The 14,917-nt window shown below is 72.1% G+C and carries 14 protein-coding genes; 5 read left to right on the top strand and 9 right to left on the bottom strand.

Going from position 1 to position 14,917, the window contains the following annotated elements; translation table 11 throughout:
• Positions 1-164 precede the first annotated feature (164 nt).
• From AC5R91_RS23165 to AC5R91_RS23140, 6 genes are all read right to left on the bottom strand, one after another.
• A complete protein-coding gene (locus tag AC5R91_RS23165; protein WP_495393422.1) occupies positions 165-1,052 on the bottom strand; it encodes an SDR family NAD(P)-dependent oxidoreductase in 888 nt (295 codons plus the stop codon).
• Positions 1,049-2,368, bottom strand: a complete 1,320-nt coding sequence (locus AC5R91_RS23160; protein WP_495393421.1) for a Rieske 2Fe-2S domain-containing protein — start codon at positions 2,366-2,368, stop codon at positions 1,049-1,051. Before AC5R91_RS23160 ends, AC5R91_RS23165 begins: the two co-directional genes overlap by 4 nt.
• A 122-nt stretch (positions 2,369-2,490) precedes the next feature.
• Positions 2,491-2,901: a VOC family protein gene (locus tag AC5R91_RS23155; RefSeq protein ID WP_495393420.1), complete on the bottom strand. Its 411-nt coding sequence runs from the start codon at positions 2,899-2,901 to the stop codon at positions 2,491-2,493.
• The gene (locus AC5R91_RS23150) at positions 2,898-4,046 is read right to left on the bottom strand and encodes a 2,5-dihydroxypyridine 5,6-dioxygenase NicX family protein (RefSeq protein WP_495393419.1); all 1,149 of its coding nucleotides are present in this window, start codon (positions 4,044-4,046) and stop codon (positions 2,898-2,900) included. The genes AC5R91_RS23155 and AC5R91_RS23150 overlap by 4 nt, the downstream gene beginning before the upstream one ends.
• Before the next feature lie 234 nt (positions 4,047-4,280).
• Entirely contained in the window at positions 4,281-5,108 is an 828-nt protein-coding gene (locus AC5R91_RS23145; protein WP_495393418.1) for a fumarylacetoacetate hydrolase family protein, read from the bottom strand.
• A 156-nt stretch (positions 5,109-5,264) separates the two neighbouring features.
• Positions 5,265-6,335 (bottom strand): LLM class flavin-dependent oxidoreductase, encoded by a 1,071-nt coding sequence (locus AC5R91_RS23140; protein ID WP_495393417.1) that lies wholly within the window; start codon positions 6,333-6,335, stop codon positions 5,265-5,267.
• Between the two features lie 185 nt (positions 6,336-6,520).
• Here AC5R91_RS23140 and AC5R91_RS23135 point away from each other — a divergent pair, with 185 nt between their 5' ends.
• Positions 6,521-7,201 carry a GntR family transcriptional regulator gene (locus tag AC5R91_RS23135; protein ID WP_495393416.1) on the top strand — a complete coding sequence of 227 codons (681 nt, stop codon included), beginning with the start codon at positions 6,521-6,523 and terminating at the stop codon, positions 7,199-7,201.
• A 38-nt stretch (positions 7,202-7,239) separates the two neighbouring features.
• Here the strand turns inward: AC5R91_RS23135 and AC5R91_RS23130 are convergent, their stop codons facing one another.
• Together AC5R91_RS23130 and AC5R91_RS23125 are read right to left on the bottom strand one after the other, a co-directional pair.
• Positions 7,240-8,610 carry an amidase gene (locus AC5R91_RS23130; protein ID WP_495393415.1) on the bottom strand — a complete coding sequence of 457 codons (1,371 nt, stop codon included), beginning with the start codon at positions 8,608-8,610 and terminating at the stop codon, positions 7,240-7,242.
• The gene (locus tag AC5R91_RS23125; RefSeq protein WP_495393414.1) at positions 8,604-9,056 is read right to left on the bottom strand and encodes a VOC family protein; all 453 of its coding nucleotides are present in this window, start codon (positions 9,054-9,056) and stop codon (positions 8,604-8,606) included. Before AC5R91_RS23125 ends, AC5R91_RS23130 begins: the two co-directional genes overlap by 7 nt.
• Positions 9,057-9,447: 391 nt before the next feature.
• Between AC5R91_RS23125 and AC5R91_RS23120 the strand changes: the two genes are divergently transcribed.
• On the top strand, positions 9,448-10,338 hold the full coding sequence (locus AC5R91_RS23120; RefSeq protein ID WP_495393413.1) for a GntR family transcriptional regulator: 891 nt from the start codon (positions 9,448-9,450) through the stop codon (positions 10,336-10,338).
• Positions 10,335-11,690, top strand: a complete 1,356-nt coding sequence (locus tag AC5R91_RS23115) for a multidrug effflux MFS transporter (RefSeq protein ID WP_495393412.1) — start codon at positions 10,335-10,337, stop codon at positions 11,688-11,690. Before AC5R91_RS23120 ends, AC5R91_RS23115 begins: the two co-directional genes overlap by 4 nt.
• A gap of 201 nt (positions 11,691-11,891) precedes the next feature.
• Here AC5R91_RS23115 and AC5R91_RS23110 read toward each other — a convergent pair whose 3' ends face one another.
• Positions 11,892-12,497 (bottom strand): TetR/AcrR family transcriptional regulator, encoded by a 606-nt coding sequence (locus AC5R91_RS23110; RefSeq protein ID WP_041939841.1) that lies wholly within the window; start codon positions 12,495-12,497, stop codon positions 11,892-11,894.
• Positions 12,498-12,964: 467 nt separating this feature from the next.
• Here AC5R91_RS23110 and AC5R91_RS23105 point away from each other — a divergent pair, with 467 nt between their 5' ends.
• Together AC5R91_RS23105 and AC5R91_RS23100 are read left to right on the top strand one after the other, a co-directional pair.
• Positions 12,965-14,014 (top strand): ATP-binding cassette domain-containing protein, encoded by a 1,050-nt coding sequence (locus AC5R91_RS23105; RefSeq protein WP_495393411.1) that lies wholly within the window; start codon positions 12,965-12,967, stop codon positions 14,012-14,014.
• Positions 14,015-14,031: 17 nt separating this feature from the next.
• Positions 14,032-14,910, top strand: a complete 879-nt coding sequence (locus AC5R91_RS23100; RefSeq protein WP_495393410.1) for an ABC transporter ATP-binding protein — start codon at positions 14,032-14,034, stop codon at positions 14,908-14,910.
• Positions 14,911-14,917 lie beyond the last annotated feature (7 nt).

Raw genomic sequence — 14,917 nt, 5'->3', positions numbered from 1 at the left:
CCGGTCGGTGCCCCGCCGCTCGCCGCACCCGCCGCGCGCGGTGACCGGGGGACACGGACGTGACTCCCGGTGCCCGGGCGCGGCGGCCGGCGGCCGGCGCGACAGGCTGACGTGAAAGCTGGTGGCGGGAGCGCACGAAGCCGGCGGCACCCCCGCCCGGCCGCTCACCCCACGGCGGCCACGCCGCCGTCCACGACCAGCGAGGTGCCGTGGACGAAGTCGGCGATGTCGGAGGCGAGGTAGACGGCGGCGGCCGCGACGTCGACGGGCAGGCCGTTGCGCCGCGCCGGGGTGCCCGCGGCCGACGCCTCCGCGGCGCCCGGCGGGGAGAGCAGCTTGTTCGTCGGCATGTCGATGCTGCCGGGCACCACGCAGTTGACGTTGATGCCGTGCGGCGCGAGCTCCCCCGCGAGCACCCGGGTGAGGAAGCCGACGGCCGCCTTCGTCGCCCCGTACACCGACACCCCGGGGAACGCCCGCAGCCCGGCCACCGAGCCGACGGTGATGATCTTCCCGCGCCGGCCCTGGTCGACGAGGTAGCGTGCCGCCGCCTGGGCGCAGAAGTACGTGCCCTTGACGTTGATGTCGAACTGGTAGTCGTAGTCGGCCTCGGTCGCGTCCAGCAGCGCGGCGCCCTCGTAGACGCCCGCGACGGTGGCGAGGATGTCGAGCCCGCCGAAGTGGTCGACGGTGGCCGAGACCATCCGGGCCGCCTCGGCGACGATGGTCACGTCGGCCTGGATGCCGATGATCTCGCCAAGCGGCGCCAGCGACTCGACGACCGCGTCCATCTTCGCCTTGTCCCGCCCGACGACGGCGACCCTCGCCCCGGCGGCGAGGAACGCCTCGGCCACGCCGAGCCCGATGCCCTGCGTGCCGCCGGTAATCAGCGCGATCCGCCCGGCCAGCGGCGTACCCGGCAGCGGCGCCGGGCTCGACGCCGGGACCGGCGCGGACACCCCGGTCACCTCGGCGCCGCCGTCGGCGCCGGGCGGTTCGGCGCTCACCGCGTCCAGCGGCAGTGCCACCCCGGCCGCGGGCTCCTCGCTCATCGGGTCCGTCCCCGGGTGGGGTTGCGCCGGCTGCGCGGCGCGACGAGCTTGTCGGGCGTCTGGATCGCCCGCGCGTGCTCGCTGAAGAACTTCCGGAACATGGTGATCTCGAGGTCGGGGCGGTAGAGGCGCTCCCGGTCCCAGCCATTCTCGGTCTCGTAGAAGGTCTGCATGCTCTCGCGCGCGGCGTTGTCGTCGACGAGGAACTTCTCGACGCTGGGCACCAGCCACTCGACCCGGCCGACCTCGCCGCGCCAGTCGGCGGCCTCCTGCTCCGTCGCGCAGACCCGCCCGCCGATCATGAAGCTGCGGGTGGTGTTCTCGTCGATCGGCACGAGCCAGTCGTAGGTGATCATGTCGCTCGGGAAGTTGACCGTCTCGTTGCAGGACGGCAGCCAGATGCCCACGTCGATCGGCGGCATCGCCATGAACGCGTCGACCAGTTCCTGGTGCGAGCGGCCGACCGCCGCCGGGGCGGTGTAGGTGGTGTCCGGCCGGCCGTCCTTGCCCGGGATGACGGCAGAGAAGATCAGCTCGGTCGTCCGCGTGCAGCGGGAGAAGCCCTTGGGCCCGGTGGTGTCGACGACGTACTTGACCTCGCCCGCCTCCTCGCCCGGCTTGGCGACATAGCCGAAGGTCATCGGGAAGCCCGATTCGATCACATACTGCGACCAGTTGTGGATGAAGTGATGGCCGGGATCGAACGAGTTCTCCAGCGCCAGCCGCCAGTTCGCCCGGATGACGTTCGGCTCGGCGTAGTGCATGACGATGTCGTCGGCGAGGAAGCTCGCCGGGACGTCGGCCTCCAGCGGCGGCGGCTCGGCGTCGCCGACGTAGACGAAGATAAGGCCCTTGGCCTCGGTGATCGGGTAGGCGCGGACCCCGGTCTTGCCGGCCAGCGCCGTGCCCGGCTCGTTGAGGATGCAGCGCAGGTCGCCGTCCTCCAGATCGAACGTCCACGTGTGGTACCAGCACGTGATCGTGTCCTCGGAGAGCACCAGCGGCCGCTCGGAGAAGCGGGTGCCGCGGTGGGCGCAGCGGTCCTCGACGGCATACAGTTTGCCGTTCTTGCGGACGAGCAGCACCTCCTCGCCCAGCATCTTCACCTTGTGCGTGCCGCCCTCGGCGAGCTCGCCGGAGTGCGCCGCCGGGTACCAGTACTCCCGCAGGCCGAGGTCGGCCTCCAGGTAGCGCTGCCACGGCCGGGCCCGGCGCGGCGGGGCCTCGGCCTGGTCGACCTGGTCGCGGGTCTCGGCCACGAGCCTGTTCGCGACCTCCATCCCCGAGCTGGTCTGCTCGGGCACGCTGATGCTCACGTCGTCATCACCTCAATCACGGATCTGGGCAGCCAGTCAGTGGCGGCCGGACGCGCCGGGCAGCCAGGCGGGGCAGCCAGGCGAGGCGGGGCAGCCAGGCGAGGCGGCCAGGCGAGGCGGCGTCAGTAGAAGACGGGCTCGTCGCAGAGTTCGAAGATGTTGCCCTCGGGGTCGGCGAACTGCGCGACGCGGCCGTCGGGCTCCTGGCCGTCCTCGTTCACCGTCGGCGCCGGGCCGTGCAGTAGCCTCGCGCCGCGGCGGCCCAGCTCGGCGATGACCTCGTCCATCTTCTCGACCTTGAACGACATCAGGACACGGTTGCGGTCCCAGCCGCGGCGCAGGTTCTCCGCGTCGGGGCCGTTGTCCTTGCGCGCCATCAGCTCCAGCGTGCAGCCGCCGGTGTTGTACGCCGCGAAGTACTTCGTGGCGTGCCGCAGCGGCAGGCCGAGGACGTTCTCGTAGAACTCCCGCATGGCGGCCAGGTCGTCGACGTAGACGAGGTTCCAGGACAGCGGCCCGAGCAGCGGCCTCATGACGCACCCACCAGCGGGGCGCCGGCCGCGACACCGGCCGCACCGCCCATGCCGGCCGCGTCGAGCCGGGCGAAGCCGTCGTCGAAGGCGAGCTCGTCGACGACGAACCGGCCGTGGTCGAGGATCTGCCGACCGTCGAGCCACACGCTGCACCGGCGCACCGGGACGTCGGAGTGGGCGAGGGTGAACCGGCTGCCGCCCGCCTCGTTGTTCGGGCCGGTGGAGAACAGCACGTTGCCGGCGTAGCAGCGGCCGTCCATACCCTGGGTGGCGGAGCGGTCGAGCAGGGCGAGTGCGTTCCAGCGGGCCCGGTCGTTGCAGCCCCAGCCGATGTGCGACATCGCGAAGCCCTCCGGGTCGCCCCAGGACTCCAGGTAGTCGCGGTACAACTCGGCGTCCACGCCGGGCCCGGTGATGGCGACGATGAACCCGTCGACCACGTCCACGGTGATCGGCGACTGCACGTAGGTCTTGAACGGAAAGATGATGTCGCCGGCGTCGATGACCCAGCGGCCGTTCGCGCCGCCCTCGTTCGGGTAGATCGCGGCGAGGCCCGAGCCCAGGTGGGCGTGGGTGCCCGGCCCCGAGGTGAAGCCCCAGCCGCCGCCCGCGCCGAACTGGCCGAGCTTCATCGTGATGTCGGTGCCGGCGTCGGAGCGGATGAGGATCTCGCTCGCCGCGCCGAGCAGTCTCGCGCTGGCCTGGACCCGCTCGCGCAGCTCGTCGGTCGGGAACATCCGTTCCAGGATCTCCGGCGGTTCGGTGATCATCAGCATCCGCGTGCCGGCGGCCAGGATGGCCTCCTGCTCGGCGGAGTGCAGCAGGACGGACAGGTCTACGACCATGTCGACGCCCTTGAGCGCCTCGACGAGCGGCCCGAGGTCGGTCAAACCGGTCAGCCCGTAGACCTCGCCGACGCCGGGCACGGTGCCGGCGGCGCGCTGGATGGAGGGCAGGCCGACGGTGAAGACCTTCGCGCCGAGGGTCGCCGCCGCCGCGGCGGTGGCCTCGATGTAGGCGGGGGGCGACTGGGCGTTGGACAGCACCGCGACGGTCTCGCCGGGCTGCACCTGGCACCCGGCGAGCGCCCGCCGGAACAGGGTGGTGAGGGTGCCGCCGTCGGCGGCCTGGTTCGGAATGAGCACGATGCACCTTCAAGTGGTTTTGGCGCGCCGGCCAGACTGATCTATATCAGTGTGCGGAGCAGGTGTTTCCGTTCCCGGTCGACCTGATTTCGGTTCAGCAAAGTCTGCGTTTCCTGGGCGACCCCGAGAAGTCCATCGAATGGAGTCACCATCCGCAGCAGATCACACGTTCTCCGTCACCACACACATAACGTTGATCACCCGGACGACGCCTGGGCGTGGCCGACCCGGGAATCAGGCGAATCGCACGGTGTTACGCACGAAGCCCAGTCCCTCGACATCGACGGTCACCACGTCGCCGTCGGCGAGATAGACCTTCGGATTCCGACCGTGGCCGACGCCGCCCGGCGTTCCGGTGGTGAGCACGTCGCCGGGCTCCAGCGTGATGAACTGGCTGACATAGCGCACGATCTCCACCGGTGGGAAAAGCAGGTCGGAGGTACGCGACTTCTGCATCACCTCGCCGTTGACGAGGGTCCGCAGCGCGAGGTCCGCGGGATTGTCCAACTCGTCCGGAGTGACCAGCGCGGGGCCGAGCGGGGTCGACCCCTCGAACGACTTCCCCTGCAGGAACTGGAGCGTCCGGAACTGCCAGTCGCGCATGGTGACGTCGTTCATGATGGTGTATCCGGCGATCGCCTCGCGGGCCGCCGCCTCGTCGGCGAAACGCACCGTCGTCCCGATGACGAACGCGAGCTCCCCCTCCCAGTCGACGGCGTCGGTCACCGGCGGCACCAGAATGTCGTCGGTCGGCCCGATCAGCGCGCGGGTGTACTTCGCGAACAGGGTCGGATGCGTCGGCGGCGTCCGCCCCATCTCCTTCAGATGGGTCGCGTAGTTGAGGCCCATACAGATGATTTTCGGCGGGGCGGGGACGAGCGGCGCCAGATCGGCGCCGTCGAGCGGAATCACCTCGCCGCCGGCCGCCGCGGCCGTGCGCCAGTCAAGGCCGGACGCGATGAGCGTGCCCACGCACGGATAGTCCAGCAACACGATCGTGTCGCCTTCGATCCGGCCGGCGGCGGTGGTGCCGCCTGGACGGCGGACGGTCGACAGACGCATGACGTCTCCCTTGCTCGAGGTGGAAGGGCTGGGGCTGGTGGGCGCCCGGGGATCTCCCTGGGCGCCGCGGGCGGCACGGGTGCCGGGAACGCATCGGGTGCCGGGAACGCATCGGGTGCCGGGAACGCATCGGGTGCCGAGAGCGCTGCACGCGGGCTACGCGGCGGAGGGCTCGGGAAAGGCCGGCATGACCTCGGCGGCGAACAGCTCCATCGTCCGGCGCGCGTCGGCGAAGGGCATCGCGGCAAAATTGATCTGCATGGACGGTTCGACGGCACCGAAGACCTCGAAGGTCGCGGCGACCTGCTCGCGCACCTGCGCCGGCGTGCCCACGTACACCTGGGCGTTCTCCTCCAGGGTCGCCAGCGACTTCTTGCGCATACCGGCGATCATGTCCGCGTAGCCGGCGTACTGCTCCGGCCGGGCGGTCATGTACGCCTCCCAGGTGTGGACCATCTTCTCGACGTAGTCGGAGTAGTACTCGGCGGCCTCCCGGCGCGCCCGGTCGCCGTCGGTGTCGACGAAACAGTGGATGCCCATCTGGATCCGCTCCGAGCCGTGGGGGTATCCCGCCTCGAGCCGCGCGCCGCGATACAGCGCCAGCAGCTCGGCGACCTTCTCGTTCGTCGACGTGAACGGGATGAACATCAGGTTGAAACCCTGGCTGCCGGCCCAGACGAAACTCTCCGGCGTCGAGGTGGCGGCGATGAACACCGGGGGCGTCGGCTGCTGGAAGACCCGCGGCAGCATGGTCACCGGGCCGAACCGATGAAACGTGCCGTCCCAGACGACCTCCTCCTCCTGCCACAGCCGCAGGATCGCGGCGATGCCCTCCTGATGGCGCGCCCGGCTCGAGTCCATGCTGATCTCGAACGCCTCGAACTCACCGGGCAGGAACGCGCGGGCGAATCCGACGTCGAGCCGGCCGTGGCAGATGTTGTCGAGCATGGCGAGCTGCCCGGCCAGTTTGATCGGATGATTGAATGCGGGCACGTTCGCCCCGGTGACGAGCCGGACCCGCTCCGTCCGAGTCGCCACCGCGGCCAGGAAGGTGACCGGGTCCGGGCTGTACCCCCCGTACGGGTAGAAATAGTGCTCCACGATCTTCACGGAGTGGTATCCGAGCCGATCTGCCAGGACGCTCAGTTCCAGACACTCGTCGAAGAACTGGACGGCCGGCTTCTCCGCCGGCGAGACGGTGGGAAAGAAGTTGATTCCGGCGAGCACCGGTACCTCCAGGCATCCTTGGATGCATCGTATGGTGTATACAAGTCACGGGACACGGGCGCGGCGTCCAGCAGCCTGAGCCACGGCTTCCCCGCCCCGGCGGCGTCGGGCACGCGGAGGGAAGCGACCGGCAGCCCTGCCCGTATACTGTCCACAAACTGAGAACTGCGGCGGTGGTCAACAGCATGAAGACGCTCGGAGCCGCCCACCGGCCCCTGCGCGAGCTCGTCGCCGACGAGCTCCGGCAGCGCATCCTCGACGGCCGGATCACCCAGGGCAGCAGGGTCATCGAGGACCGGCTCGCCGAGGAGCTCGGCGTGTCGCGCAACCCGGTCCGGGAGGCCATCCGGCTGCTGGAGTCGGAGGGTCTGGTCGAGGTGACCCCGCGCCGCGGCGTGGTCGTCACCGTCATCAGCGCCGAGGAGGCGCACGACCTCATCGAGGTCCGCGCGGCGCTGGAGGTCACGGCGGTGCGTCGGGCCGCCGCCCGTGGGGTGGATCCGGTGGTCCTCGCCGAGCTGGCGGAGATCCTCGCCACCGGTTCCCAGGCGGCCGCCGCGGGCGAGTTCGAGCGGCTGCCCATGCTCAACACCCGCTTCCACGACCTGCTCGCCCGGGGCAGCGGCAACGGCGCACTGGTCGAGGTCCTGCGTGACCTGCAGAACCGGCTCCAGCTCCTGTTCTCCACCGGCGTGCAGCGCCGCTCCGGCGGCGCGTGGGACGAGCACCGCCGCATCCTCGAGGCGATCCGCGCCGGCGACGCCGACTGGGCCGAGGCGGAGATGCGCTCGCACATCCGCGGTGCCGCCAGCCGGTACGAGGACACCCGAGCAGGCGTCGCGGCGGCGACCGACGGCGCGGCCTAGCGTCGTCATCCCGGCGGCGCTCATCGTCTCGGCGGCGCTCATCGTGGGGCTCCCGGGGCGACCAACGGCCAGGGGCGGGCCCGCTCGACGGCGGCGGCGAGTTCGATCAGCAGCGCGTCCCGGTGGTGCGGCGCGAACACCTGCAGGCCGACGGGCAGCCCGGTCGGGCCGGACCCGGCCGGGATCGAGATCGCCGGGCAGCCGCTGACGTTGGCGATGGCCAGCGGGCCCGGCGGCCGCGGCGAGGGGGCGCCGGCGGGGAACGCCTCGGTGGCCACCGTCGGGCAGGCGACCAGGTCGACGGCCTCGAACAGCGCGGCCACCGCCTCGATCACGGCGATCCGGTAGTCGTCGAGGCCGGCCAGCACCGTGGGATCGAGCAGCGTGACCGCCCGCATGGCCGACGCGATGTCGTCGGTCAGCTCGTCGGCGCTCGCCGGCCAGTGCGGGGCCAGCCAGCGGTAGAGCCGCAGCGCCGCGATGGCCGCGAAGCTCGCCGCACCGGCCGGGAAGCTCACCGCGGGCGCCTCGACCTGGCACAGCCCGGCCGCGGCGACCAGCTCCGCGAACGTGTCCCCGACCGGGGCGAGCACGCCCGGCTCGGGCTGCGCGCCGCCCAGCGTCGGCATCCAGGCGATGCGCAGCCCCCGGGTGGGCACCGAGCCGAGCCCCGCGGAGAACCGCTGACCCCCGACGGGGCCAGGCGCGCTGTAGGGGTCGCGCGGGTCAAAGCCGACCGTGAGGTCGAGGACGCGGGCAAGGTCGCGCACCGAGCGGGTCAGCACGGTGGTCACGACCGTCAGCGGCTCGATCACCGGCTCCGGGCCGCCGGGCGTGATCCGCCAGGTGGTCTTCAGCCCGGGCAGGCCGCAGAAGGCCGCGGGCTGGCGGGTCGAGCCGCCGCCGTCGGTGGCCGTCGCCAGGGTGACCAGGCCGCCCGCGACCGCCGCCGCACTGCCGCCGGAGGAACCGCCGGCGGAGGCGTCGGGACGCCACGGGTTGCGGGTGACGCCGTGCAGGCGACTCACCGTGTCGTCGCCGCGGGCCAGCTCGCTGGACGGTGTCTGGAACACCGGGATCGCGCCGGCCGCGACCAGCCGCTGGACCTGGGTGGACGTACACGTCGATCGGCGGTGACGCAGCGGCACCGACGCGTCGGCCCGGGGCCAGCCCGCGACCTGCTCCAGCTCCTTGACGGCGAACGGCACCCCGGCGAGCGGAAGGCCGAGGTCGACGTCGCGGGCAGCGACGCCGGCCGCCTCGGCGTCGACGTGGCAGACGGCGCCCAACCCGGACCGCTCGACCGCGCCGAGCACGGCGGCGAGCTCGCCCGCCGGGCTGCGCCGGCCCGCCCGGAACTCCTCGACCAGCCCGAGGACGTCGCCGAGCCAGGGCTCGGCCGTCAGCACGGGCCGTCCAGTTGGGAGGGTCCGTAGTGGCGCAGCTCGACGACGTTGCCGTCGGGATCGCGGATGTAGAGCAGGTCGCTGTTGCCGTACGCGCCGTAGCGGTGGAACGGCCCGCCGACGACGTCGAACGTGCCGGAGGCGGCGAGCTCGGCGAGATCGCAGGGCTCGATCACCAGGCAGAAGTGGTTGACGTTGCGACCCGGACCGGACCGCGGGGTGCGGGCGTCGAGATCGATGATCACGCCCGGCGCGACCTCCACCGACGGGAACGGCGCCCGGCCCTCGCGCCACTGCTCCAGCCGGTGGGTCTTCATGCCGAACTTCTCCACCCACCACCGCACGGACCGCTCCGGATCCGCCACCGCCAGCACGATGTGGTCGAAAGCGATCGTGACGATGGGTGGTCGGACGGTGGGCAGGAGGTTGGGTTCATCGACGACGCTCACAGACGCTCCCTCTCCGTCGCTCGGCTACTGTATACCAAATACTAGGCGGCCCGGAGTTGAGCGCAACTACTCGGCGTGAAAAGTGCATGTGACGGGCACGTTTCGACTTGCCCAGCCCGCCGGTCGCCCCGCACCTCTCGGCACGAGCCCATACTTCGTATACAGTGGACAGTGCGTATCGGAGGGAAGGTCGCACGTCCGGCAGATCGGACGGCGAGCTCCCAGGGGATGGATACGGAATGTGCCCGCCCGCGAGGAGCGCGAGGCGCGCGGGGTCGGCCCCGGGAAACGGTGGTCGCCGCGCACCGGCCGGCCGGCCGCCCCGCCCCATCGCCCCGGGGAGCACAGGACCAACCGGGGATCTCCACCGCAGAAAGGGACGGTGTCAAGCATGGTTGCGCCCGACAGGTTCGCCGAGATCGAGAAGTGCCGGGTCGAGTTCGGCCGGGCCCGTCGCGAGCGTGCCGAGACCCGCCCGTTGCACGCCTCCCCGCGCCGGGCCTACGAGCTGATCCGCGCCAGCCTGCGCTCGGGCGAGCTGGAGCCGGACGCGTTGTCGGAGGGCCGCCTCATCGACGCGCTGGGCATCACCCGTAACTCGGTGCGCCGGGCGCTGTCGATGCTCGCCGACGAGGGGCTGCTCAGCCGGGCCCCCCGGCGCGGCACCAGCGTCAGCCACGGCATCTGGCAGATCCCCGCCGGGGAGGTGCTCCCGCGCGAGATCAGCGAGTCCCAGGAGTGGCAACGGCTCCAGATCGAGGAACTGGCGCACTGCGCGGTGCCCGCCACCGACGGGCTGCGGGACCGGCTGGAGATCACCGACGCCGACATCCTCATGACCGAACAGCTCTTCCGCCTCGACGGCCAGCCGCTGTGCGTGCGCACCGGATACGTCCCCATGATCGTCGAGCCGGAGCGGTACTTCGCCGAGGTGGTGGCGATCGACCGGCGCCCGCCCCGCTACGAGGCCCTGTTCGAGCGGCTGTTCGGCGCGCCGCTGGGAACCGCCGAGGCGGTGGTCGAGGCGGTCCCGTGCGAGGAGCGCACGGCCCGGCTGCTCGGTGTCGAGGGGGGCAGCCCCGTCCTGCTGCGCGAGGTGCTCGTCCGCGACGGCACCGGCCGCCCCCGCGAGGTCAGCTACACGCACTTCCGCGGCGACCGGGTCGCCCTGTCCTCGGTGACCGGACCGCGCCCGGCCCCGCCGGGTCCGATGACCGCGCCCCGCGGCCCGGCCTTGCCGGCGGATCGACGGGCGGCCCCGCCCCGGGCAGACGTGGCGTGACCCAGACGGTGCCCGCCGCCGCGGCCGGCGCCGCCGACCAGGCAAACTCCGACCAGGTGCAGGTCGACCAGGTGCAGGTCGACCAGACGGAGGTCGACCAGACGGAGGTCAGCCAGGCAAACGCCGACCAGACGGAGGTCAGCCAGGCGAAGGTCAGCCAGGGCCGGATCACGACCACGGCGATGGTGCTGCTCGGGGCGATGACCGGCCTCGGCCCGTTCTCGATGAGCGTGCACCTGCCCGGCCTGCCGCGGATGGCCGACGACCTGGCCACGTCCCAGTCCTCGGTGCAGTTGACGATGACGGCGTGCGTGGTCGGGATCGCCGTCGGCCAGGTGGTGGCCGGCCCGCTGTCCGACGCCTACGGGCGGCGCCGGCCCCTGCTCGTGGCGATGACGCTGTACTGCGCGACCTCGGCGGTGTGCGCGGCGGCCTGGACGGTGCCGATGCTCGCCGGCCTGCGGTTCGCCCAGGGGATGTTCGCCGCCTTCGGCATGACGATCGCCCGTGCGGTCATCCGGGATGTCGCCGACGGTCAGCGCCTGGTCCGCCTCTTCGCGCGGATGGCGCTGGTCAGCGGCCTGACGCCGATCATCGCGCCGAACCTTGGCAGCGCCCTGCTCGTGGTCACCGACTGGCGGGGCATCTTCGTCGTGCTTGCCGCGCTCGGCGCGTTGTTCGCCGCGCTCAGCGTGGGCTCGCTCGGGGAGACGTTACCCCCGGCGCGCCGGACGAGCCTGCGCCCGGCCTCGACGGCCCGGACCTACGCCGCGCTCGCCACGGACGGCGCCTTCCTGGCTCCGTCGCTCGTCGTCGGGCTCGCCTACGGGGCGATGTTCTCGTACGTGTCGTCGTCGTCGTTCGTGCTCTCCGACGCCTACGGGATATCGCAGACGCTGTTCGGCGTCCTGTTCGCCGCGAACGCGGTCGGGTTCATGGCCGGCGGTCAGCTCGGCGCGGCGCTCGCCGGCCGGCGGGGGACGATCCGGGCGCTGCGGGTCACCCTGCCGGCGGCGGCGACGGCGGCGGCGGGGATCGCGCTGGCCGCGCTCGCCGGCAGCGGGCCCGCCGTCGTCGGCACGCTGTTCCTCACCGTGGCCTCGATCGGCGCCTGCATGCCGATCGCCTCGGCGGAGGCGATGCGCACCCGACCCGACAGCTCGGGCACGGCCTCGGGCCTGCTCGGCCTGACCCAGTTCGCCCTCGGCGGACTGATCGGCCCGATCGTCGGCGCCTTCGGCTCCACCAGCGCGCTGCCCCTGGGTATCGGCATGTGCCTGTGCCTGCTCGCCGCCTTCGCCCTGTGCCTACGCCCCGCCGCCCTCCGGTCGCCCACGCCTCTCGCCGACTGAGCGAGACGCCGACCCGACCCCGGAACTGGCCGAGCGCTGCCGCGCGGGGGCCGGTGTACCGGGGCGCGGCGCAACCTGTCTCCTCCACAGGGATAAATCGGACGCCGAACCCTGTGGAAGAGCCATGGAGTCGCCCTCCCACGCATCCCCCGTCGACGCATGAGCCGTCGCCCGTCGCGCGATCGTCCCAGCCGGCTCGCCTCAGGTGGGGCGCAGGAGGCGGCGGAGGAGTTCGTCGACGGCGGCGCGGGCGTGGCGGATCGCGGCGCGCTGGTTGTCGGCGCGGGCGACGAGCAGGGCGATCTCGTTCATCGAGGCGAGCAGCACATGGGCGAACAGGTCGGCCATCGAGGCGTCGAACACGCCGTCCCGCGCGAGTTCCGCGACCGTCTGCTTGATCTTGCCGAAGGCGTGCCGTTCGTCGAGTTCCCGCCAGCGCGCCCAACCGAGAACCCCCGGCGCGTCGATGAGCAGGATGCGCTGGACGACGGGGTCGCCCGCGATGCCGATCCAGGCCATGCAGCCCAGGCGCAGCGCCGTGGCGGGGTCGCGGGAGCTGTCGGTGCCGACCGCGGCCACCAGCCGGCGCCCCACGTCCAGCTCGACCGCCTCCAGCACCGCGTCGAACAGCGCGTCCTTGCCCTTGAAGTGGTGGTACAGCGAACCGCGGCTCACGCCGGTCTCGGTGAGCACGGCGTCGATCGAGGTGCCCTCGTAGCCCCGCTCGGCGAACAGCCGGGTGGCGACGCCGAGCAGGTGCTCCCGGGTCGCGGCACCCCGTTCGACGTTCCTGCTGGGTGGGTTCATGGGTACCTCGTGACTCGGAGCCGACACCTCATTGTCGGCGCGCGGTCGCTTCAGCCACCCCCAGAAAGCGCCATCGAAACGACGTACCGGGTGAAGATGTAAGGAACGCGAAAGAAACCGGGCCGGCGCCGGGCCGCGACCGGACCAGCCGACCGGGCCGCCCCCCAGGCCCGCAGGTCGACCGCCGGGCCTGCGCCGATCGATCAGCAAACCGATCGGCGGACCAACCAGCAGGTTGATCAGCGGACCGACCAGTGAACCGATCAGCGCGTCGCCGGCGGAAATCGTCGCAACGGCGTAACCAGACGTTTCTGCCTACGCCGCAGCGACTTTCGCATCACGATCATCGGCGCAATGCGCGGGTTACCCGCCTCGCGACGGCGAGAAACACACAACCGCGACTGTTGTCCCCACGGTGACCGGTGGCGCGAACCCACCGTCACGCGGACGACCTGGGGCGGTGGGCATTGACCACTGGCATTGTGATCCACGAGGCGGAGCCTCGCAACGCGGTCTCCGGCCTGACCGGCAGGCCCATCCTTACCGTCGAGGGCATGACGGTCCGTTACGGTACGTCGCACGGTGACGTCACTGCCGTCGACGACGTCAGCTTCACTCTCGGCCACGGCGAACGGGTAGCGCTCGTCGGCGAGTCCGGGTCCGGGAAGACCACGTTGGGCCTCGCGCTCGCCGGCTTCCTCACCCAGGACAACGTGCGCATCGAGCACACCCGGCTGGACTTCGACGGCGCCGCGCTGTCCCGGGTGGCCCGCTCGCGGCTGCCCGAGCGGACCCCCGGCCTGTCGATGATCTTCCAGGACGCGATGACGACGCTGGACCCGGTGTGGCCGATCGGCAGCCAGTTGCGGGCGGTGATCCGGGCCGCGGCCCGGGCCGGCGGCGGTGGCCGGCCGCGGCGGGCCGAGGTGCGCGAACGCGCCCGCTACTGGCTGGACAAGGTGGGCCTGCGCGACACCGAGCGGGTCCTGCGGGCCCGGCCGTACGAGCTCTCCGGCGGCATGCGGCAGCGCGCGATGATCGCGATCGCGCTGTGTGGGGGCCCGAAGCTGCTCATCGCCGACGAGCCGACCAGCGCGCTGGACGCCTCCCTGGCCCGGGAGGCGATGGAGACCATGCTCGCGCTGACCCGGGAGAGCGGGACCAGCGTGCTCGTGATCAGCCACGACATCCTGCTCGCGCAGGAGTACACCGATCGCACGTTCGTCATGTACGGCGGGCGCATCGTCGAACAGCGCTCCTCGGCACGCCTCGTCGACACGGCCACCCATCCATACACGGTCGCGCTGCTGCGCTGCGTGCCGACGCTGGAGTCCGCCGAACTCGACGAGCTGCCCACACTCGCCTCCGTCGCCGCCGAGACCCGACCCGCGGCGGCCGACGAGACCGCGGCCGCCGACGGCGGCTCCGCCGTGCCCGGCGCCGCCAGCACGTCGATTTCCAGCGCGTCGATTCCCGGTGCGTCGATTCCCAGTGCACGGATGGAGGGCCAGGACTGATGGACCGGTTCGCCCAAATGACCGTGGACGGGGTGTCGAAGTCGTTCGGCCCGCAGCATCGCCGGCACGTGGCCGTCGACGCGGTGACCCTGGAGGTGACGCCGGGTTCGCGGATCGGCGTCGTCGGGGAGTCCGGCTCCGGCAAGTCCACGCTGGCCCGGATGATGGTCGGCCTGGACGCGCCGTCGGCGGGCTCGATCAGCTTCAACGGCGCGCCGCTGCGCAGCCTGCTGAAGCTGCGCGCCTCCCGGTTGGAGCTGCGCCGCGAGGTGCAGTTCGTCGCCCAGGACACCACGTCGTCGTTCGACCCGCTGCGCACCCTGCGGGACTCGATCCGCACCCCCGCGCAGCGCCTGGGCGGGCTCGACCGGCGCGCCGCCGACGCGCGGGTCGACGCCACGGTGTCGATGCTCGGGCTGTCCCCGGCGCTGGCCGACCGCCATCCCGGCGAGGTCTCCGGCGGCCAGCGACAGCGCTTCGCGATCGCCCGCGCCCTGGTCGTCGAGCCGAACCTGCTCGTCTGCGACGAGGTCGTCTCCGCCCTCGACGTCTCCGTGCAGGGGTCGATCCTGAACTTCCTCAAGCGCTACTGCGTCGAGCGCGACGCCGCCCTGGTGTTCGTCTCGCACGGCCTGCCGGCGACGGCGTTCGTCTGCGAGCGCCTGGTCGTGATGCGCGGCGGGCAGATCGTGGAGGACGGCCCGACGAGCACGGTCCTGAACACCCCCCGCCACGACTACACCCGCAGCCTGCTGGCCGCCTTCCGCGGCCCATCCGCGGCCGCCGAGACCCCGGCCCAGCTCTCCTCACCGGCCAACTCCCCCCTCACCGGCCAGCCCTCCCCCACCGGCCAGCTTCCCCCCACCGGCCAGCTCTCCCAGCCGGCCTCGGCATGAACGCGAA

Source organism: Frankia sp. BMG5.60 (genome assembly GCF_059428125.1).
Note: the sequence above shows the minus strand (reverse complement) of the source record. Positions and strands in the feature narration are given on the sequence as shown.